At 43.9% G+C, this 17944-nt stretch carries 19 protein-coding genes and 1 tRNA gene; 13 read left to right on the forward strand and 7 right to left on the reverse strand.

All coding sequences use genetic code 11. The features are described 5' to 3' along the window. Positions 1 to 126: 126 nt before the first annotated feature. The gene (locus CAL7507_RS21710) at positions 127 to 1218 is read right to left on the reverse strand and encodes an aliphatic sulfonate ABC transporter substrate-binding protein (protein WP_015130645.1); all 1092 of its coding nucleotides are present in this window, start codon (positions 1216 to 1218) and stop codon (positions 127 to 129) included. Positions 1219 to 1275: 57 nt separating this feature from the next. After that, positions 1276 to 2313, reverse strand: coding sequence for an NADP(H)-dependent aldo-keto reductase (locus CAL7507_RS21715; protein ID WP_015130646.1), 1038 nt, complete (start codon positions 2311 to 2313; stop codon positions 1276 to 1278). Positions 2314 to 3141: 828 nt separating this feature from the next. Between CAL7507_RS21715 and CAL7507_RS21720 the strand changes: the two genes are divergently transcribed. The 8 genes from CAL7507_RS21720 to CAL7507_RS21755 all read left to right on the forward strand — a co-directional run bounded on the left by CAL7507_RS21720 (position 3142) and on the right by CAL7507_RS21755 (position 9594). After that, on the forward strand, positions 3142 to 4149 hold the full coding sequence (locus CAL7507_RS21720; RefSeq protein WP_015130647.1) for an aliphatic sulfonate ABC transporter substrate-binding protein: 1008 nt from the start codon (positions 3142 to 3144) through the stop codon (positions 4147 to 4149). 76 nt (positions 4150 to 4225) lie between these two features. Next, positions 4226 to 4405, forward strand: a complete 180-nt coding sequence (locus CAL7507_RS32440; protein ID WP_042341463.1) for a hypothetical protein — start codon at positions 4226 to 4228, stop codon at positions 4403 to 4405. After that, positions 4395 to 5498 (forward strand): LLM class flavin-dependent oxidoreductase, encoded by a 1104-nt coding sequence (locus tag CAL7507_RS21730; RefSeq protein WP_015130649.1) that lies wholly within the window; start codon positions 4395 to 4397, stop codon positions 5496 to 5498. The genes CAL7507_RS32440 and CAL7507_RS21730 overlap by 11 nt, the downstream gene beginning before the upstream one ends. 106 nt (positions 5499 to 5604) lie before the next feature. After that, the gene (locus CAL7507_RS21735) at positions 5605 to 5871 is read left to right on the forward strand and encodes an RRXRR domain-containing protein (RefSeq protein WP_015130650.1); all 267 of its coding nucleotides are present in this window, start codon (positions 5605 to 5607) and stop codon (positions 5869 to 5871) included. After that, positions 5872 to 6543, forward strand: coding sequence for a hypothetical protein (locus tag CAL7507_RS21740; protein WP_015130651.1), 672 nt, complete (start codon positions 5872 to 5874; stop codon positions 6541 to 6543). It abuts the gene before it with no gap. Continuing rightward, positions 6530 to 7291 (forward strand): class II aldolase/adducin family protein, encoded by a 762-nt coding sequence (locus CAL7507_RS21745; RefSeq protein ID WP_015130652.1) that lies wholly within the window; start codon positions 6530 to 6532, stop codon positions 7289 to 7291. Before CAL7507_RS21740 ends, CAL7507_RS21745 begins: the two co-directional genes overlap by 14 nt. 160 nt (positions 7292 to 7451) lie before the next feature. Beyond that, positions 7452 to 8567, forward strand: coding sequence for a sulfonate ABC transporter substrate-binding protein (locus CAL7507_RS21750; RefSeq protein ID WP_015130653.1), 1116 nt, complete (start codon positions 7452 to 7454; stop codon positions 8565 to 8567). Positions 8568 to 8775: 208 nt separating this feature from the next. Beyond that, entirely contained in the window at positions 8776 to 9594 is an 819-nt protein-coding gene (locus tag CAL7507_RS21755) for an NADPH-dependent oxidoreductase (protein ID WP_042342376.1), read from the forward strand. Between the two features lie 71 nt (positions 9595 to 9665). Here CAL7507_RS21755 and CAL7507_RS21760 read toward each other — a convergent pair whose 3' ends face one another. The 4 genes from CAL7507_RS21760 to hemE all read right to left on the reverse strand — a co-directional run bounded on the left by CAL7507_RS21760 (position 9666) and on the right by hemE (position 12564). Next, positions 9666 to 9890, reverse strand: a complete 225-nt coding sequence (locus tag CAL7507_RS21760; protein ID WP_015130655.1) for a hypothetical protein — start codon at positions 9888 to 9890, stop codon at positions 9666 to 9668. Continuing rightward, positions 9887 to 10159: a hypothetical protein gene (locus CAL7507_RS21765; protein ID WP_015130656.1), complete on the reverse strand. Its 273-nt coding sequence runs from the start codon at positions 10157 to 10159 to the stop codon at positions 9887 to 9889. Before CAL7507_RS21765 ends, CAL7507_RS21760 begins: the two co-directional genes overlap by 4 nt. Positions 10160 to 10404: 245 nt before the next feature. Further along, positions 10405 to 11364, reverse strand: coding sequence for an NAD(P)-dependent oxidoreductase (locus CAL7507_RS21770; protein ID WP_015130657.1), 960 nt, complete (start codon positions 11362 to 11364; stop codon positions 10405 to 10407). A 147-nt stretch (positions 11365 to 11511) separates the two neighbouring features. Then, the gene (gene hemE / locus CAL7507_RS21775; protein WP_015130658.1) at positions 11512 to 12564 is read right to left on the reverse strand and encodes a uroporphyrinogen decarboxylase; all 1053 of its coding nucleotides are present in this window, start codon (positions 12562 to 12564) and stop codon (positions 11512 to 11514) included. Between the two features lie 343 nt (positions 12565 to 12907). Between hemE and CAL7507_RS21780 the strand changes: the two genes are divergently transcribed. Both CAL7507_RS21780 and CAL7507_RS31015 read left to right on the forward strand, forming a co-directional pair. Further along, positions 12908 to 13639, forward strand: coding sequence for a hypothetical protein (locus CAL7507_RS21780; protein WP_015130659.1), 732 nt, complete (start codon positions 12908 to 12910; stop codon positions 13637 to 13639). Between the two features lie 149 nt (positions 13640 to 13788). Continuing rightward, positions 13789 to 13977, forward strand: a complete 189-nt coding sequence (locus tag CAL7507_RS31015; protein ID WP_083862918.1) for a hypothetical protein — start codon at positions 13789 to 13791, stop codon at positions 13975 to 13977. Here the strand turns inward: CAL7507_RS31015 and CAL7507_RS21785 are convergent. Continuing rightward, positions 13959 to 14030, reverse strand: a tRNA-Thr gene (locus CAL7507_RS21785). The genes CAL7507_RS31015 and CAL7507_RS21785 overlap by 19 nt on opposite strands. A 255-nt stretch (positions 14031 to 14285) precedes the next feature. Between CAL7507_RS21785 and argF the strand changes: the two genes are divergently transcribed. The 3 genes from argF (at position 14286) to CAL7507_RS21800 (ending at position 17704) form a co-directional block, all read left to right on the forward strand. Continuing rightward, a complete protein-coding gene (gene argF / locus CAL7507_RS21790) occupies positions 14286 to 15206 on the forward strand; it encodes an ornithine carbamoyltransferase (RefSeq protein WP_015130660.1) in 921 nt (306 codons plus the stop codon). Between the two features lie 285 nt (positions 15207 to 15491). Next, complete coding sequence (gene lexA, locus CAL7507_RS21795) at positions 15492 to 16097, forward strand: transcriptional repressor LexA (RefSeq protein ID WP_015130661.1); 606 nt, start codon at positions 15492 to 15494, stop codon at positions 16095 to 16097. Positions 16098 to 16222: 125 nt separating this feature from the next. Further along, positions 16223 to 17704, forward strand: a complete 1482-nt coding sequence (locus CAL7507_RS21800; protein WP_015130662.1) for a DNA phosphorothioation system restriction enzyme — start codon at positions 16223 to 16225, stop codon at positions 17702 to 17704. Positions 17705 to 17944: the final 240 nt, after the last annotated feature.

Consider the following 17944-nt stretch of genomic DNA (forward strand, 5'->3'; position numbering starts at 1 on the left):
GCTTCTGTTAACAGCAGTAGCAGTAGGGTGGGCATTGCCCACCAGATCCAGGTTTTGGTGGGCATTGCCCACCCTACTTTTAAATCAGTTATCAGTTAACAGTTATCAGGCGTACTATTCCTGCAATTAAGTATTAGGACAGAGTGCATCTTTTACCACCACTCTTTTCTGAACTACGCCCTGTTGTTGTAACCAATCAGCTGCATCTTGAAGTTCATTAACCAATTTCGGATTTAAAGGAAGCACTCCATCAACTGGTCGGCGTTCAAAAGTTTTCTTCACAACTTCTGGTGGCAAACCTGATACTTTTTGATATAGGGCTTGATTTTCTTGGGGATGTTTATTCAGCCATTCAGCTTCCTTGGAAAGGATAGCAATTACATCTTTAATGGCTGCAGATTTTTCAGCAAATGCTTCTCGATGCACCATGTAAAGTGAGTAATGGGGAACAGTAGCAGGCAAAGGAATTTGTCTAGCTTTATACTTGAGTTCAGCAGTCGCCACCCAAGGGTCCCAAACAGCCCAAGCATCTACATGACGGGAGGCCCAAGCGGGTAGAGCTTCATCGGGCTTCATGTAAACTCGTTTTACCTGCTCCTTAGCAATTTTTTTCTTTTCTAAAAGCTTTAAGAGTAGATGTTCACTAATCCCGCCTCGATTCACAATCACTTTTTTACCGGCGAGATCATCAAATGTCCGGATAGGGGAATCTGCATGAACCACAATTCCTTCTGAGTTACGATTAGCTGGTCGGTGAGCAATGATGCAAGCATTTATCCCACCAGACAAAGCAGATAAACCAGCGATATCGCCACCCGCCCCTAAATCAGAACTTTTAGCGTTGATTGTTTCTAATACAGGTGCAAAAGACGGGAAGGTTCCTACCCACTCAATCTTGATATTCTTGGGACCTAGTTCGCGTTCTAATGTACCGCGTTCTTTGACTATGGCAGAGAGACTGCCCTTAATGTAGCCAATGCGAACTACTGTTTGTTTCTGCGACTCAGGATTTTTTGCTACTACAGTATTTTGGCTCTGATTGCTGACGTTTTTAACAGTGGAATTAACAGGGTTGCTAGAAGTACAACCAGAAATTATCAAACTCAAACAAGATTGAGCAATCAATAGCCACAAAAATGTTTTAGATGAACGATGCTGGTCAACTCGGAGCAAACTTTTCCAGGTGGAAATTAAATGATAACTTTGTAATGTACCCACTAATATTTACTCCTTACGCCTTGATAACTAACTGTTAACTGTTAACTGTTCACTGATTTAGGGTGCGGGATTGGGATAACGATCGCTAACTGCATCTATCTCTGCGAGGATTTCTTTGCTGAGGACGATGTTCACACTTTCTATGTTTTCTTTGAGTTGTTCTAGTGTGGTAGCCCCGATGATGGTGCTGGTGACAAACCAACGACTCCGCACAAAGGCGATCGCCAGTTGGGCTGGACTTATTTGATGGCGTTGGGCTATTTCTATATAAGCTGCTACGGCTTCTTTGACGTTTGGTTTGCGGTAGCGCTGACCAAATCCTTCAAATAAGGTGATTCTGGCTTTCTCTGGTTTACCATTAAGATATTTGCCTGTTAATAAGCCAAAGCCTAAAGGACTATAGGCTAGTAAACCAATATTTTCGTAATAAACTGCTTCTGCTAATGCTGAATCAAATACTCGATTGAGCAAGTTGTAAGCATTTTGAATGGAAACAACTTTGGGTAATCCTAACTGTTTAGCAGCGTTACTAAATTGGGCTACTCCCCACGGGGTTTCATTACTCAAGCCGATGTAGCGAATTTTGCCGGCTTTAATGACATCGGCAAAAACTGCTAATTGTTCAACGATGGGAATGGTTTCTCCTAGTTGTTCTGGGTCGAATACTGTTTGTCCAAACCGGGGTACATAACGGTCTGGCCAATGGATTTGGTAAAGGTCTATATAGTCTGTTTGTAATCGCTGGAGACTATCATCTACAGCTTGTTTGATATTGTCTCTGTCAATGGCTTTAGCTCCGCCGCGTACCCATTTAAAGCCTCTACCTGGTCCAGCAATTTTAGTAGCAACGATGATGCGATCGCGCTGCTGATTTTTTAACCATTCTCCTATGTACTTCTCAGTTAATCCGTAAGTTTCGCCACTGGTCGGTACTGGGTACATCTCAGCCGCATCGATGAAGTTAATTCCTTGAGCAATGGCATAGTCTAGCTGTTGATGGGCTTCTTCAATTGTGTTTTGTTGCCCATAAGTCATTGTCCCAAGGCAAATATCAGAAACTTTGAGGTCACTTTCTCCCAGTTGTTTATACGACATATTCTGATGTTGTTGTTAGTTTGTCATTAAAGAGGGAACAGGGAACAAGAAAAACTGTTCCCTTGCTCGATGAATTTGGTAAAAATTCACAACAAAATTTTCAGTACAGCCTCTGAACCTCAATACTACATTAAATCGATAGATTAACCGGAGTTATTTCTTATAGTCGCTCATTATTGCATAGATGAGTCATATAAGTAAGTTATTTAAAGCAATGTAAAATTTGAAAATGTAGTATAAAATACTTGACTTATTCTCAATTTTTGTTATTCCGGCTTACCTGTAAACCACGGTTCTCCGTCGGCTCCAATACGCCCTTGATTGGGTTATCAGAATTCAGAAGGGTTCAATAGGGAGCATCCCATATTGGAATATTTAGTGCGAGCGTCTCGCTCGCGTCATGGATAAAAGCGAGCAAGATGTTTGTCCTTCCCTGCGGGAGGCTGCGCCAACGGACACGCTACGCGATCGCACTACAAAATAAATCTGCCAAATTGGGATGCACCCGATTCAATATTCTGGCTCCTGACTTCTTTGCGGAAAGTGTATTTCATTCATCTAAGAATTGCTATAGCTTATCTGCTCTACCCCTTGCATTTTAAATTTGTCTGTGATAATTTTTGCTTGTACCCTAAATCTACTGTTCTCCGAGCGACTTACTGTAGTTTTAAGGCAACTGATATCACAGCTAAATGGGCGGTTAATCCGAGAGTACTAGAGTTTATCTCTAGGCTCTCATCTTTCTTATGAATTTCCTTATGGATTAAGGAGTACTAAAATTTTTTGATACAGCTTAAAAGTTTGTTATTTCTATTGCCACTACGTTCAATGAAAAAACTCAGTGCTTTACTGCTGGTTGCTTCCTGGCTAAGTGTAACACTTTCTGGATGTGCTGGAACCAAGTCAGTTGACTCAGTGAATTCCGCCGTGAAGAATGTCAGTAATGAGACTAAAGATAAAAGCAATAGCATTCGCTTGGGATACCAAAAGGGTGGTGCAGTACCAATCGCCAAGCAAAGAGGGGAGTTAGAAAAGAAACTAGCTGCTCAGAATATCAAAGTTGAATGGGCAGGCCCCTTTGACCGTTGTGCAAGTTTACTCCAAGCAATTAGTGCTAATCAAGCAGACATAGGTGGGTGTGGAGACATTCCTGGTTTGTCGGCGATCGCTGCTGGGCAAGAAATATGTATTGGTGCGGTGCAGCGTCCTAGACCTGAAGCATTAGGTAGTGCGATCGTCGTCCGTGGTAACTCTAATATCAAAAAGCCTGCTGACCTTGTAGGTAAAAAAGTTGCTGTCAATCAAGCTGGTGCGGGTGAGTACCTACTATTGAAAGTTTTAGAAAAAGAGAAGATTTCTAAAGACAAAGTCCAACGTGTCTTTCTAGGGCCTACAGACGCTGGGCCTGCCCTCTATCAAGGAACTGTAGACGCTTGGGCAGTGTGGGAACCGTATGTTTCACTGGCTGTATTAGAGCATGGTGCTAGGAGAATTACCACAACCCATCCAGCGCCAACTTATAGCGTCATGCTTGTTCGTAATGACACAGCGGCTAAGTCTCCTAAGGCAGTGCAAGCAGCTTTTAGCGCTTTGGGTGAAGAGTACGCATGGTTGAACAAAAATGCGGCAAAATCAGCTGAATTTCTGGTCAAGGACATTAAAATATCTCCGGCTGTAGCCAAGCAGGTGACAGACAATCAGGGGCCACAGGAACTGGCAACACCTAATGCTGATGATGTAGCCAAAATTCAGAAGACGGCTGACTGGATGCTAGCGCAGAAAATCTTGCCAAAAAAAGTAGATGTTGCTGCGGTTGTCTGTCCTACGGCTAAGTAGGAGGAAGGGGGATGAGGGAGATAAGGGGGATGAGGGAGATAAGGGGAATGGGGGAGTGTGGGAGGAAAGAGAATTAATGCTTCCCTCTCTTCCCAGTCCCCAATCCCCAGTCCCCAATCCCCAATCCCCAATCCCCAGTCCCCAATCCCCAGTCCCCAATCCCCAATCCCCAGTCCCCAATCCCCAATCCCCAGTCCCCAGTCCCCAGTCCCTATATTGGGTGGTAATTTTTTCAGGAGATATACATGCCAATTGAATTGATCGGAATGATCGGCACGCGAAAATTGTCTGAGTTGGATGGACCAACGGTCTCTATCACAGGTGGTTCCATAGATCCGGCTTATGTTCGCCAGTTTGCCCAGGCGCATGAAAATGCCGGTTTTGATCGGGTGCTGGTGGGTTACGGCTCAACAGGCCCAGATGGCTTAACAGTTGCATCATTCGCAGCAGCGGCTACAGACCGCTTGAAGTTTTTAATTGCTCATCGTCCCGGTTTCGTGAATCCCACACTTTTCGCTCGCAAAGCTGCAACTCTCGACCATTTCACCAGTGGAAGAATTGCTGTACACATCATTACCGGCGGTAGTGATGCTGAACAACAACGGGATGGTGATTGGCTTGATCATGACACTCGCTATCGGCGTACAGATGAATACCTGGAAATTGTCAAGCGGGTGTGGACGAGTGATACTCCCTTTGATTATGAGGGCGAATTCTATCGTGTGAAAGATGCGTTCTCGGATGTGAAGCCTGTACAACAGCCTCACATACCGCTTTACTTTGGGGGTGCTTCTGGTGCAGCAGTACCCGTAGGAGCCAAGCACAGCGATGTCTACGCTATGTGGGGAGAACCAATTGCCGCAGTGAAAGAACGGATAGCGGAAGTGAAAGCAGCAGCACCGCCAGGACGATCGCCCAAATTTAGTGTGTCGCTACGGCCAATTTTGGGCGATACAGAAGCAAAAGCTTGGGAGCGGGCAAGGTCAATTTTATCGCGGATTAAAGAGATCCGGTCTGGCACAACGGGAAATCAGCCTGTATCAGCACGTCCCCAAGCAGTAGGCTCTCATCGGTTACTACAGTTTGCTCAAGAAAGCGAAATCCACGATAAGCGCTTGTGGACACCGATCGCTGCCGCTACAGGTGCTTATGGTAATACTACTGCCCTGGTGGGTACACCTGAGCAGGTAGCTGAGTCTCTCGTAGATTACTACGATGCTGGGGTGACTACTATCCTGATTCGGGGATTTGATCCGTTAGCAGATGCGATCGCCTATGGTCGTGATGTAATTCCCTTAGTGAGAGATGAAGTGCAACGACGGGAACAACAAGCGCCTGTGTTCGCCTAAAATTGCGGCAGTTCTCAGCCCTCAGGAATGCGGTGCTTTACCAAGTTTCACCAGAAAGTAATTAAAAGCTGTGCCTAGTTAGGCTAACTCGTAAGGATTGTAACGAATGACTAAAGTATTTCTGATCGATGCCAATAAACAACCGTTATACCCAGTACGCATTAGCCATGCCAGGAAGTTGTTGTCACAAGGTAAAGCTGCTGTGTTCCAGCGCTATCCATTTACAATTATCCTTACAGAATCTCTTTCTCAACCAAAACTAGAACAACTAGGTTTTAAGATTAACCCAGGTGTCAAAATAACTAGTAATGTTGTTACTAAAGATAAAAAAATTAGTATTAATGTCGGTCGCTTGCCAAAGCGAGGAAGATAAATGACGAACCAAAGTATTCTAGAACCTTTACCAGAAGACCAATGGTGGATTGAGAGTCCTGAGCTTCGTGACTTTGTGGCGACAGTCCGGGAAGTTAGCAACAGTACTGCTGATAACCGAGTGGAAACACTCAACAGATTAGAACCATATTTTCAAGAGCTACTCGCCCAAAAGGGATGGCTAGCTGAAGAATATGCCCAAATTAACCCGGCTAGTGGGATGGGTGGCGGTATTGGCCAGTGGCTACTTTTTCGATCGCACGATCGCTCCTTGACAGTCTTTAGCTTGGTGATTCCCCCTGGTTCTCAAACCCCTGTCCATGACCATTTGGCTTGGGGATTAATTGGTTTATATCAAGGGAATCAAGAAGAGATAGTTTATCGTCGCGTAGATCATGGACATGCTGAAGGACATGCAGAGTTAGAAGTGGTGGAAGAGCGATCGCTAAAACCAGGCGATATTTACCGTCTCTTACCTCCACACGGTGATATTCACGCCGTCAAAACTATATCTCAAATTCCCTCTGTATCTATTCATGTTCTTGGGAATGATACCGGCTGTGTCTGGCGACACCAATTTATCCCAGAATCCCACAGCGTCAAATCATTCCGTTCTGGATATTCCAATGCTCCTTGTCAAGAAGAGGAGGAAAAAGCACATGTCAGCATTTAATAGACAACAACCCCCCGTATTCGAGACAGTGGAAGAGGAACGCTTACACCGTAAGCAACGGCTAGCAGCCGCTTTTCGTCTGTTTGGCAAGTTTGGATTTAGTGAGGGTGTCGCTGGCCATATTACAGCCCGTGACCCAGAGTTTACCGACCATTTTTGGGTGAATCCCTTCGGTTTATACTTCGGTCATATCCGAGTTTCTGACCTGATTTTAGTCAATAAAGAGGGTGAAGTTGTCAAAGGCGATCGCCCCGTGAATCGCGCCGCTTTTGCCATCCATTCCCAAATCCATGAAGCTCGACCTGATGTCGTTGCAGCTGCTCACGCCCACTCAATTTATGGTAAAGCTTGGTCTAGTTTGGGTCGCCCCCTTGACCCCCTAACTCAAGATGCTTGTGCTTTCTACGAAGACCATAGCGTCTTTGAAGAGTATACAGGTGTCGTCCTAGATACCTCCGAAGGCAAGCGGATTGCCGAGAACTTGGGTAGTAAAAAAGCCATCATCCTACGTAATCACGGACTGTTAACTGTAGGGCATACAGTAGATGAAGCCGCTTGGTGGTTTATTACCTTAGAGCGTTCTAGCCAGGCACAACTCTTAGCTGAGGCTGCAGGTAGACCCCACATTATAGAACATGAAACCGCACGTTTAACCCAAACTCAAGTGGGATCACACCAAGGCGGATGGTTCAGCTTTCAGCCACTTTATGACAGGGTGGCACGGGACGAACCAGATTTATTTGAGTAGGGAATGGGGCAGGGGGCAGGGGGCAGGGAGCAGGAAGATGAGGGAGAAACTATCAATGCCCAATTCCCAATGACTCTTGACAATTATCCTAAATTTATCTATATACTCCGGTAACTCTGTAGGATTATAGTATTTAATATTCTTCGGAGATGTCATTCTCATGATTAACCTCATCTACAGCCGCTTAATTGCGAAGTGGATATCATTGATAAAATTTGGAAAACTTCAATTTCGTTTCTCTGGTTTTCCTGTACCCATAACAGGGGCTTTTGTTGTGGGTATAGGTCTGAGTTTATTATTCGCCGCCTGCTCGCCTGCACCAAGTAATTCACCAACAGCTACTGCTCCTAATCCTAATGCGACAGTTGCTAGCAATTCGGCTCCCAGTAAAGGGAAAGTTGTCCGATTTGGCTATCAAAAATCAACTGTTTTGCTCAGAACCAAGGGTGTCTTAGAAAAGCGTTTAACACCAGAGGGTGTAACTGTCGAGTGGACTGAATTCCAAGCAGGGCCACAACTCTTAGAGGCCTTGAATGTGGGTAGCATTGATATTGGCCCAGTGGGAGAATCACCACCAATATTTGCCCAAGCAGCTGGCGCTGCACTAACTTACGTTGCTGGTATTGTCCCTAGTCCTGCTGGTTCAGCGGTTCTTGTACCCCAAAATTCCCCCATTCAAAAAATTACTGAGCTTAAAGGCAAGAAAATCGCCTTTCAAAAAGGTTCTAGTGCCCATTTGTTGTTAGTGAACGTTCTAGAAAAAGCCGGATTAAAGTATACTGATATCCAACCAATATCTTTACCACCAGCTGATGCCCGTGCAGCATTTGTCAAAGGTAGTGTTGATGCTTGGGTAATTTGGGACCCATTCTATGCAGCGGCTGAAGAAGGGATTAAAGCTCGTCCGCTAATTGATGGTACAGGTATTAATAAACAGGGTGGATATTATCTAGCAGCCCGGAAGTTTGCAACTGAGCAACCAGAAACTCTGAAGGCGATTCTAGAAGAAGTTCAAAAGTTAGAAGCTTGGTCTAAAGACCACCGAGAAGAAGTAGCTTCGACCCTAGCACCTGTATTAGGTATTGACATAGCAACTTTGAAAAAGGCAACTAACAGAAGAAGTTTTGGAATTGTACCCATTACTGATGAACTGTTAGCTGAACAACAAAAAGTTGCTGATTTATACTATCAATTGAAGTTGATTCCCAAGCAGTTAAATATCAAGGATGCAACCCTAACTAAGGAAGAATACGCCAAAATTGCTCTCAAAAGTTAGGTTAATTGGGTATATAGCCTTGACTAGGCTACTGAAGTACAAATTTATCTGCGTTTATCTGCGTTTATCTGCGTTTAATTATTTTAGACCGTACCTTACTGGAGCAGAAAACGCTATAAACAGCCTGATTAATTGTAATTAAAAACCGGGTAATTATCCCCAGCTTTCAAGTATGGGGATGACCCATGCCCCATTCCCCATTAAATATATGACTAATCCTATCGAACTCTTGCGATCGCGCTACGGTGAAATTCCCTTCAATCCAGTTGACTGGAACGAATCCTTAACCACACTGCTGTCTCACCGTTCCATCCGGGCTTATTTACCTGATTCTCTACCACCAGGAACTCTGGAAACCTTAGTCGCAGCGGCTCAATCTGCATCAACTTCGTCTAATCTGCAAACCTGGAGTGTGGTAGCAGTAGAAGATCCCCAACGCAAAGAGGAATTATCCCAGTTGGCGGGAAATCAAGCACACATCCGCCAAGCGCCTTTATTCTTAGTTTGGTTAGCAGATTTGGCTCGTTTGGCTTATGTGGCTGAGAGTCGGGGAAGTTCCCATGAAGCGCTGGAATACTTGGAATTGTTTCTGACAGCCACAGTTGATGCCAGCTTGGCCGCACAAAACGCTACACTAGCGGCTGAGTCTTTAGGTTTGGGAACAGTATATATTGGTGCCATCAGAAACAAACCAGAAGAGGTAGCAGCAATCCTCAATTTGCCTCCTGCGGTGTTTCCTGTGTTTGGGTTGACAGTAGGCTATCCAAATCCTGAAGTAAACGCCGCGATTAAGCCTCGGTTGCCCCAGTCAGCTATATTGCACCGTGAGACTTATCAATTATCACCGCAAGAAGAGGCGATCGCTCATTACAATGATGTGATCAAAGACTTCTATACTGAACAACAGATCAATATCGGTGTTGACTGGTCAGAACACTCATCACAGCGGATTGCTACTGTAGAATCTTTGAGAGGACGCGATAGGTTACGTCAAGTCCTCAATAACCTTGGCTTCAAGTTGCTGTAAATAGAAAAATCAAGATTATGGATTTGCAACTCCGTGGCAAAGTTGCCTGAGTAACAGCCGCAAGTAAAGGCCTAGGTAAAGCTACTGCCAGGCAATTTGCCCGTGAAGGTGCGAAAGTAGTCATTTGATTTTGCGGGGAAGGGTAGATTCAGCAGCGCAACTGCCTCTGATGGTAGACAACGCTCATCTGTAAATCCTGTGTCTATCACAAACTCAATTGGAAAGTCAGCGCGGTTTGGAATCCGAAATGGTATGGCAATAATTGCGTGCCCATCAGTCACAATGCCCGAAATCACTTGACTACACGCTCCATGACACCACCAAAGGATGCAGCAACGTTGTATCCGATTTTGATACCAAAGAGTCGAGCGTTGGGGTGTTTCTCGCTCAAGTAGTCAGCAGCGCGTAAGCCATTTTCGTCAACTTTATAGTCACCTGTCTCAATGTCAATGATGACCATCTTGCCAATATTCTCTTCTATCTCCACTTCCTGGCGGATTCTGCTTTCATATAGTTGCTTTGCACGTCGGGCAACCTCTTCACGGCTTAACAGAATTGCTTGCATACGTTGACTCCCGATCGCTACGCCATTTCTGTGTACCCCTTCATAGTATCTTACGAACAAATAGGGTGGGCACTGTCAGCCCTACATCTCCACTACGTTAGCTACCTTCTTCCTCAACTCTACAGAAAATAACCCTCGCGTCTACAGTTGTACCAATTTCTGGATACATTGCTTCACTCATAAGCTACCATCACGTTTGGAGTCAGATGATTTGTATATTCTGATTCCTGGATTCTGAATTCTCACTACCTCTTACCACCTGCAACACCGCTAATGTTCAAAACATCGCTCATGGTTGCACAGTAATTAGGCAAGTCAAAACTAGCGGGGTTAATCACATGATCATAAGTAAAATGTCGATAGCTCATGCAGAATCTATCCCAAGCAGCCATCTGAATTTTGAACACAGCGATAATCAAGTTCGCTAATGACAAAGATAGAGGGATGCGAAAGTAAATTCTTTTGCCTAGATAAGCGCAAACTTGTTCCACTGCTTGGTCTACTGTTAACTCTGTCTGACCTAAAACCAAGCGGTGCGGTTCATCTTCTTGGGGCGGATTGTCAATCAAATATGTGACTACGGTGGCAATGTCACGCCCGTGGATAAAATGGAAACTACCGTCTACTTTTAAGAACCGAATTAAATTAATATATTTTGTAACTTCTGGGATACCAGATGTGAGATGAGAATAGGGTTTGTTGGCATCACCGCCCAAAACTAGAGTGGGAAAAACAGTGGTGATTTTGGGTGCAAGTGCTAATTTCGCTAATTGGTGTAAGCAATTATATTTTGAGCTAACGTAATCTGTACCTATTTCCCCCGCTTCTTTTAGTGGTTGATTTTGCCCATTCAAAACGCTAGCTGTAGAAAAATAAATTACTTGTTCACATTTGTCTGGATTTAGCAGTTTGATTAACTCTATAGTTTTCAATACATTAATATCAAATGTGAGACTACCACCCCAAGCTGTTGCTGTTAGCACTGCAGTATCAATTGTTGATAGCAAGTCAGCAAACTGGCTAATTTTTTGCATATCACCTTGCAAGACGGTGATACCTGGACGTGCTTGAGTATCAACTCGGAGTTTATCTGGGTTCCTAACCAGTAGAAACAGCTCGTGTTCTGTTTGTTGAATTAATGCTTCGCTGATATAGTGACCTATACAGCCACTAGCACCAGTCACTAAAATTCGTTTTTGACTCATAGAGAGTGTTTAAGTTTTAGTTGTTAGTTGGTAATTAATTTTTAGTGGCAGGTATCACAACGAAAAACTACAGTTATTCATAAATTAGGTTAAGAGTAGAGACGCGAAATTTCCCGTCTCTACTGACAAATGACCATTGACAAATGACTAAACAAGTGCATTCAGCTGCTTTGCTGTTTCAAAGAAGAAAGCGACATTTTCTTCTGGGGTTTCTGGTAGTACACCATGACCGAGATTGAGGATGTGTCCTGAATTTCCAGCTTTGCGAACTGTGTCTAGAATTCGCTCACGGATAAAGGATTTAGAGCCAAATAGCACCCCTGGGTCGAGATTTCCCTGGACTTTGACGTGTTGTCCTAATCTTGCTCGTGCGTCTGCCATATCTACTGACCAGTCTACAGTGACGACATCTGCACCAGATTGTGCCATTCTCTCTAGAACACCAGCGCTACCACTAACCAGCAAAATCAAAGGTGTGTCGGGATGGGTTTGCTTAACTTGCTGGAAAACTCGTTGTTGGTAAGGGAGAGCGAAGGTGTCATAATCTTGGGGACTCAATTGACCCGCCCAAGAGTCGAACATTTGCACAACCTGGGCACCGCAGTCGATTTGGTAGCGCACATAAACAGCGATCGCATCTGCTAATTTAGTTAACAGTTGATGCAATATCGCTGGCTCAGAGAATGCCATGTTTTTGATCACAGAGTAGGTTTTGGAACCTTTGCCTTCTACTGCATAAGCAGCTAAAGTCCACGGCGCACCGACAAAACCTAATACTGTTGACTGATTGCCAACTTCTTGGCGCAACGCCTGCAAGATAGTCTTGATAAATGGTAGAGCTGCTTCTGGTTCTAGGGGATGCAGGCTATCAACTTGTGCTTGAGTGCGAATGGGCGAATAAATAATTGGCCCTTTACCTTCCGCAATGTCCATCTCAATACCTAAGCCAGGTAATGGGGTGACAATATCGGAAAATAAAATTACTCCATCTGGTTGGAAAGCTTTCCACGGTTGCAGGGAAACTTCGATCGCTACTTCGGGAATTTCGGAGCGATCGCGAAAAGAAGGATACTTCTCCCTTAAATCTCGATATGCTTTCATATATCGCCCCGCTTGTCGCATCATCCATACAGGGGGACGGTCTACTACTTCACCACGAGCTACCCGCAGGAGATTAGGCGCTGTTGAGGGAACACCCATTTAACACTTCATCCTAAGTCACTTTTTTATGCCACTGTTTAGCTTATCATTCTGGCATTACGCTTTTTCAACAGTTATCCGTTATCAGCACAAGAACTGCTGCCAGCCTTTACCTGGAGTGAGTCTCCCACGAATATAAGTGGTGGGTTAACTTGCGGGATCTGGCTACAGTTGGGGTCATACAATTTTGGATTTTGGATTTTGGATTTTGGATTGACCCCACAGATAACTCTGCTTGCTCTGTACCATCAAGGAATTGTTGGTTAAATTTTCAGATGTTGTACCCTGTTAACTGTTCACTGTTCACTGTAAAAGCGCTAGTTACTGTTTAACTTGTCTTCATATGCAAACTGACTCTAACAGTTCTTCTCATCTGGACTTTCATCAAAATTATCCTCTAGCAGGAAAGTTTTTTATCCCTCGTTCACAACGCCAGCGGTTTTTTATCCAATTCACCTTTATGACGTTTGTGGGATGGGTTGTGGGTGGTATTGCCAGTTTAGCCCTAGAAAAAACCCTCAATAGCTGGAATTTGCCTGTCGGGAACACTTTCATTAGCTATTTAAGCAGCATTGTGTTTGCAGTGATTTTTGCCGCCGATCAAGCACTTGTTTTACGCTTATATTTATCCGGTTGGCTGTGGATATTGGCTACTAGTGTCGGTTGGCTGATTGCCAACGGTGTTGCGACAGCCTGGATTAAATACTTTGTCGTTGTTGCCGCATCTTTAAATGTAACTTCCTCTCCTGATGCCATAGTTATTCTGGGATTTTTGTCAACCATTTCGTATATTCTCTCTGGGATTTGGCTGGGGCTTTGTCAATGGCTGGTGTTGCGGAGATACACAGCAGGTGCTTGGTGGTGGAATTTTATCCCCGCTGCTTCCTTCTTTTTCATCAGTCTCTTAATTTGGTTGCTTTCTCTTTTACAAGATTTTCTTCCCCTTGCCTACCGATCTACAATATTGTCTTGGAGTGGACAAGGGTTTACTGCCGTGATTCTCGGAGTTATACCCGCAATTAGTTTGTGTACTTTGAAAAAAAAATTACACTATAAAAATGAAATTTCTGGTTGATCCTGGGTAACTTGGCAGTTGGTTGCTGTATATGGTTCAGCTTTACAAAAACTCAGAGGTGCGACGGTTAATACCGCCTATCGACTCTACCAATTGATTAATTATGTGTATGTATAACGAAACCCCGTCTCAGGCGGGGTTTTGTGTTAATGATTACTTTGACAGTGACGACTAGAAGCTCCAGAAAACTGGCTTTTAGGCTCGTGCTAAATGGTAGTGCGATCGCTGAAAAACCTGATACTATTTTGACAACCTCTATCGAGGCGCGCAACGAAGCGGTAGTTGTAGCTCAACAGGTAGAGCGCAGTTTTCGATATAAAGCCAGCAGTCGGATTTGAACCGACGACCTTCCGATTACAAGTCGGATGCACTACCACTGTGCTATGCTGGCTTGATTGGTTTTAGCTTCAAGCGCTGGTCAGTATACCACTATATCATAAATAAATATTTTGTCTAGCATCAAAAGTAAAGAAAAATTCGGTGCCCCAACAGGTAACTCTTTATCTATGACTAAAAACTATATTCTCTTGTAGATAAAAAGAATATAGTATGAGCGCAAAGATATCTGGTAAATTTTTTAAAGTAGTATTTTTTTTGGTAAAGCTGGCTCAAAGAAAGACATAATTATTCTTTACAGATCGGAAGCATGGCAGCGTTGATCGGACGAGATTTATTAGGTCTGGGAGACCTCAATTCTAGAGAACTTCAAGAACTTTTACAGTTGGCAACTCAACTAAAATCACAACAGTTGCAGTTGCGGTGTAATAAGGTATTGGGGTTATTGTTCTCTAAAGCTTCAACTCGCACACGGGTGAGTTTTACCGTGGCGATGTACCAATTAGGTGGACAAGTCATTGATCTCAACCCTAATGTTACCCAAGTGAGTCGCGGGGAGCCTGTACAGGATACAGCACGAGTGTTAGATCGATATCTAGATATTTTGGCAATTCGCACTTTTGCACAAGAAGAGTTAGAATCTTTCGCTCATTATGCCAAGATTCCTGTGATTAATGCCTTAACTGATTTAGAACACCCTTGTCAAGTATTAGCAGATTTATTGACAATTCAAGAAGGTTTTGGTGACTTGACGGGGTTAACTTTGACCTATGTGGGTGATGGCAATAATGTGGCTAATTCTCTGATGTTGGGTTGTGCGTTGGCGGGGATGAATGTGAGAATTGCTACTCCTAAAGGTTATGAGCCAGATGCGACGATTGTTGCACAAGCACGAGCGATCGCTAATAATAAAACTGAAGTTCTCCTCACTCACGATCCAGAAGTAGCTGCTAAAGATTCTACAGTACTTTACACCGATGTTTGGGCAAGTATGGGGCAAGAATCAGAAGCAGACGATCGCTTACCGATTTTCCAACCTTACCAAATTTCTCAGCAGCTATTGAGTCTTGCCGATCCCAAAGCGATCGTTTTACACTGCTTACCAGCCCATCGTGGTGAAGAAATCACCGAAGAGGTGATCGAAGGTTCCCAATCACGCGTTTGGGATCAGGCGGAAAATCGTCTCCACGCACAAAAAGCATTGCTTGTTAGTATTTTAGGCGCAGAATAAATTAATAGGACTAACGCTGCGTGTCGGATTTTTAACGCAATAGGTTGTCAAGAGTCCAAAAAGCTAGACTTTTCACTTTGTACAGACGCGTAGACGCTCGTAGAGCGTCTTCTCGTAAGAGTATAATCGCGTCTCTCCTAATCTCCATAACAGAAAATATCTGTACCAGTTAGGTAAATCCTCTTCTTTTGTCTTGAGATATTTTCACTTTGGATCTTGCTTATAGGGAGTTTTTTGTAGTACTAATGTTCTAGGAACATTTGTTATTTATTTCCCAACAAATTTATGGAACGTTTAACAGAAGCGCAACAAGAACTGTATGAATGGCTGGCGGAATACATCCGCACACACCAGCATTCGCCTTCTATTCGGCAAATGATGCAGGCAATGAATCTGAAGTCACCAGCACCAATTCAAAGCCGTTTAGAACATTTACGCACGAAAGGATATATTGAATGGACTGAAGGAAAGGCGCGAACAATTCGGATTTTGCGTGCAGCAGCACCAGGTGTACCAATTTTGGGTACGATCGCTGCAGGTGGTTTAATTGAACCTTTTACAGATGCGGTAGATCATTTAGACGTTTCTAATTTAACTTTACCTCCCCAAACCTATGCTTTGCGGGTAGCTGGCGACAGCATGATTGAAGATTTAATCGCTGATGGAGATTTAGTCTTTCTGCGCCCAGTAGCAGAACCAGAACATCTCAAAAATGGGACGATTGTCGCCGCCAGAGTTGACGGACATGGTACTACATTAAAGCGTTTTTATCGCAGTGGCGATCGCGTTACCCTCCAACCCGCCAATCGCAAATACACCCCCATCGAAGTCCCCGCCATCCAAGTGCAGGTACAGGGTTCTTTAATTGCCGTTTGGCGTGATTATAACTGAATTTGGGCATGGGGCATTGGGGACTGGGGATTGGGGACTGGGAAAAAACTCCTGACTCTTGACTCCTGACTCCTGACTCCTGACTAACTACTAGGGTTCATTACCACTTTCATGATTGACATTTTATGTACCTGACGCGAAATCCAGTGCAGCAACTGCCTACTTTCCAATTAAAATTGCCATTAGTAAGGGAAAGTCAAGGCAGTTATCAGACTCAGCAACCATTACCAGGATGCCCCAAAATGCCAGCATCTGTTGCATTGCGGCAGTATCAACGACAAGCTATGACTAGCTGGTTTGCTAACAATGGCAGAGGTACGCTAAAAATGGCTACTGGTAGTGGTAAGACGCTGACAGCACTGGCGATCGCTTGTGAATTATACCAGCAGATTAACTTACAAGTCTTGTTAGTGGTGTGTCCCTATCGTCATCTTGTCACCCAATGGGCGCGAGAATGTGAAAAATTTAACTTGCAACCTATTTTAGCCTTCGAGAATTTACGCAATTGGCAAAGTCAACTTTCTACCCAAATTTACAATTTGCGTTCTGGTTCTCAAAGGTTTGTCACAGTAATTACTACCAATTCCACGTTAATTGGAGACGGGTTTCAGTCGCAACTCAAATATTTTCCTGATAGAACTTTAATTATCGGTGATGAGGCACATAATTTAGGCGCACCCAAACTTGAAGAAAGCCTACCCCGCCGTGTGGGGTTGCGACTGGCTTTGTCTGCAACACCAGAAAGGTATTTTGATGATGGTGGTACGCAATCTTTGTTTGATTATTTTGGCCCAGTCTTACAGCCAGAATTCACGCTCCAGGATGCGATCGCTCAAGGTGCTTTGGTACATTATTTGTATAATCCCATTCTGGTAGAGTTAACGGAAGTAGAGAGTATTGCTTATTTAAAATTAACTAAAAGAATTGGGCGCTCATTACTATATCGAGAACGAGAAAATCGAGCAGCGGGAGATTTTGAAGATAATGAGGATTTGAAGCCGCTGTTAATGCAACGAGCCAGATTAATTGGTGCTGCAGAAAATAAATTACAGGCTTTGCGGGAATTAATGACATCTCGTCGCGAAACTACTCACACACTATTCTATTGCAGTGATGGTTCTCAAGAGATGGGACAACGTTCATCTCTGCGACAACTCAAAGCTGTAGCTAAAATTCTGGGTGTAGAACTAGGTTATAAAGTCAGCACCTACACCGCTCAAACCTCTTTAGTCGAGAGAGAAGTATTACGTCGTCAATTTGAAAGTGGGAAGTTACAGGGTTTAGTGGCGATTCGCTGTTTAGATGAAGGTGTTGATATTCCCGCAATTCAAACTGCAGTGATTTTATCAAGCTCGGGTAATCCGCGTCAGTTTATTCAGCGGCGGGGGCGAGTTTTGCGTCCTCACCCTGGTAAGGAGCGCGCTACCATCTTTGATATGATCGTCTTGCCGCCAGATTTGGATAGGAACACTCTAGAAGTTGAGCGCAATCTGTTAAAGAAGGAATTACGCCGCTTTGTGGAGTTTGCCGATTTAGCTGACAACGCCGGCGAAGCGAGAATGAAGCTGCTGGCTTTACAAAAGCGCTACGGCTTATTAGATATTTGATGGGCGATCGCTCAATTATTGCTTTTTATAAAAATTTTTTTGTTATGGTGAAAAGGTGGGTACACTGTATGAAATAATAATTGAAGCTGATCATAATGGGATGTAGCCCGCGATAAAAATTTTAGCGCATCCCCATTATATAGCTTTTCATTAGAATAGCAGATAATTTCTGCAAAAGAAAGCATTTTTGTGAAAAAATAGGCAGAAAATAAAGATAAAAGTGACAGTGAGTTCACGGAT

The organism is Calothrix sp. PCC 7507 (genome assembly GCF_000316575.1).
Lineage (GTDB): Bacteria > Cyanobacteriota > Cyanobacteriia > Cyanobacteriales > Nostocaceae > Fortiea.

Bases quoted from the DNA above. Each gene is read 5' to 3' on its own strand.
- hemE (WP_015130658.1), bottom strand. From the start codon at position 12,564: ATGGGTGTTCCCTCAACAGCGCCTAATCTCCTGCGGGTAGCTCGTGGT.
- lexA (WP_015130661.1), top strand. From the start codon at position 15,492: ATGGAACGTTTAACAGAAGCGCAACAAGAACTGTATGAATGGCTGGCG.
- CAL7507_RS21730 (WP_015130649.1), top strand. From the start codon at position 4,395: ATGCCAATTGAATTGATCGGAATGATCGGCACGCGAAAATTGTCTGAG.
- CAL7507_RS21800 (WP_015130662.1), top strand. From the start codon at position 16,223: ATGTACCTGACGCGAAATCCAGTGCAGCAACTGCCTACTTTCCAATTA.
- CAL7507_RS21715 (WP_015130646.1), bottom strand. From the start codon at position 2,313: ATGTCGTATAAACAACTGGGAGAAAGTGACCTCAAAGTTTCTGATATT.
- CAL7507_RS32440 (WP_042341463.1), top strand. From the start codon at position 4,226: ATGCTTCCCTCTCTTCCCAGTCCCCAATCCCCAGTCCCCAATCCCCAA.
- CAL7507_RS21735 (WP_015130650.1), top strand. From the start codon at position 5,605: ATGACTAAAGTATTTCTGATCGATGCCAATAAACAACCGTTATACCCA.
- CAL7507_RS21720 (WP_015130647.1), top strand. From the start codon at position 3,142: ATGAAAAAACTCAGTGCTTTACTGCTGGTTGCTTCCTGGCTAAGTGTA.
- CAL7507_RS31015 (WP_083862918.1), top strand. From the start codon at position 13,789: ATGATTACTTTGACAGTGACGACTAGAAGCTCCAGAAAACTGGCTTTT.
- CAL7507_RS21765 (WP_015130656.1), bottom strand. From the start codon at position 10,159: ATGCAAGCAATTCTGTTAAGCCGTGAAGAGGTTGCCCGACGTGCAAAG.
- CAL7507_RS21770 (WP_015130657.1), bottom strand. From the start codon at position 11,364: ATGAGTCAAAAACGAATTTTAGTGACTGGTGCTAGTGGCTGTATAGGT.
- CAL7507_RS21780 (WP_015130659.1), top strand. From the start codon at position 12,908: ATGCAAACTGACTCTAACAGTTCTTCTCATCTGGACTTTCATCAAAAT.
- argF (WP_015130660.1), top strand. From the start codon at position 14,286: ATGGCAGCGTTGATCGGACGAGATTTATTAGGTCTGGGAGACCTCAAT.
- CAL7507_RS21755 (WP_042342376.1), top strand. From the start codon at position 8,776: ATGACTAATCCTATCGAACTCTTGCGATCGCGCTACGGTGAAATTCCC.
- CAL7507_RS21745 (WP_015130652.1), top strand. From the start codon at position 6,530: ATGTCAGCATTTAATAGACAACAACCCCCCGTATTCGAGACAGTGGAA.
- CAL7507_RS21750 (WP_015130653.1), top strand. From the start codon at position 7,452: ATGATTAACCTCATCTACAGCCGCTTAATTGCGAAGTGGATATCATTG.
- CAL7507_RS21740 (WP_015130651.1), top strand. From the start codon at position 5,872: ATGACGAACCAAAGTATTCTAGAACCTTTACCAGAAGACCAATGGTGG.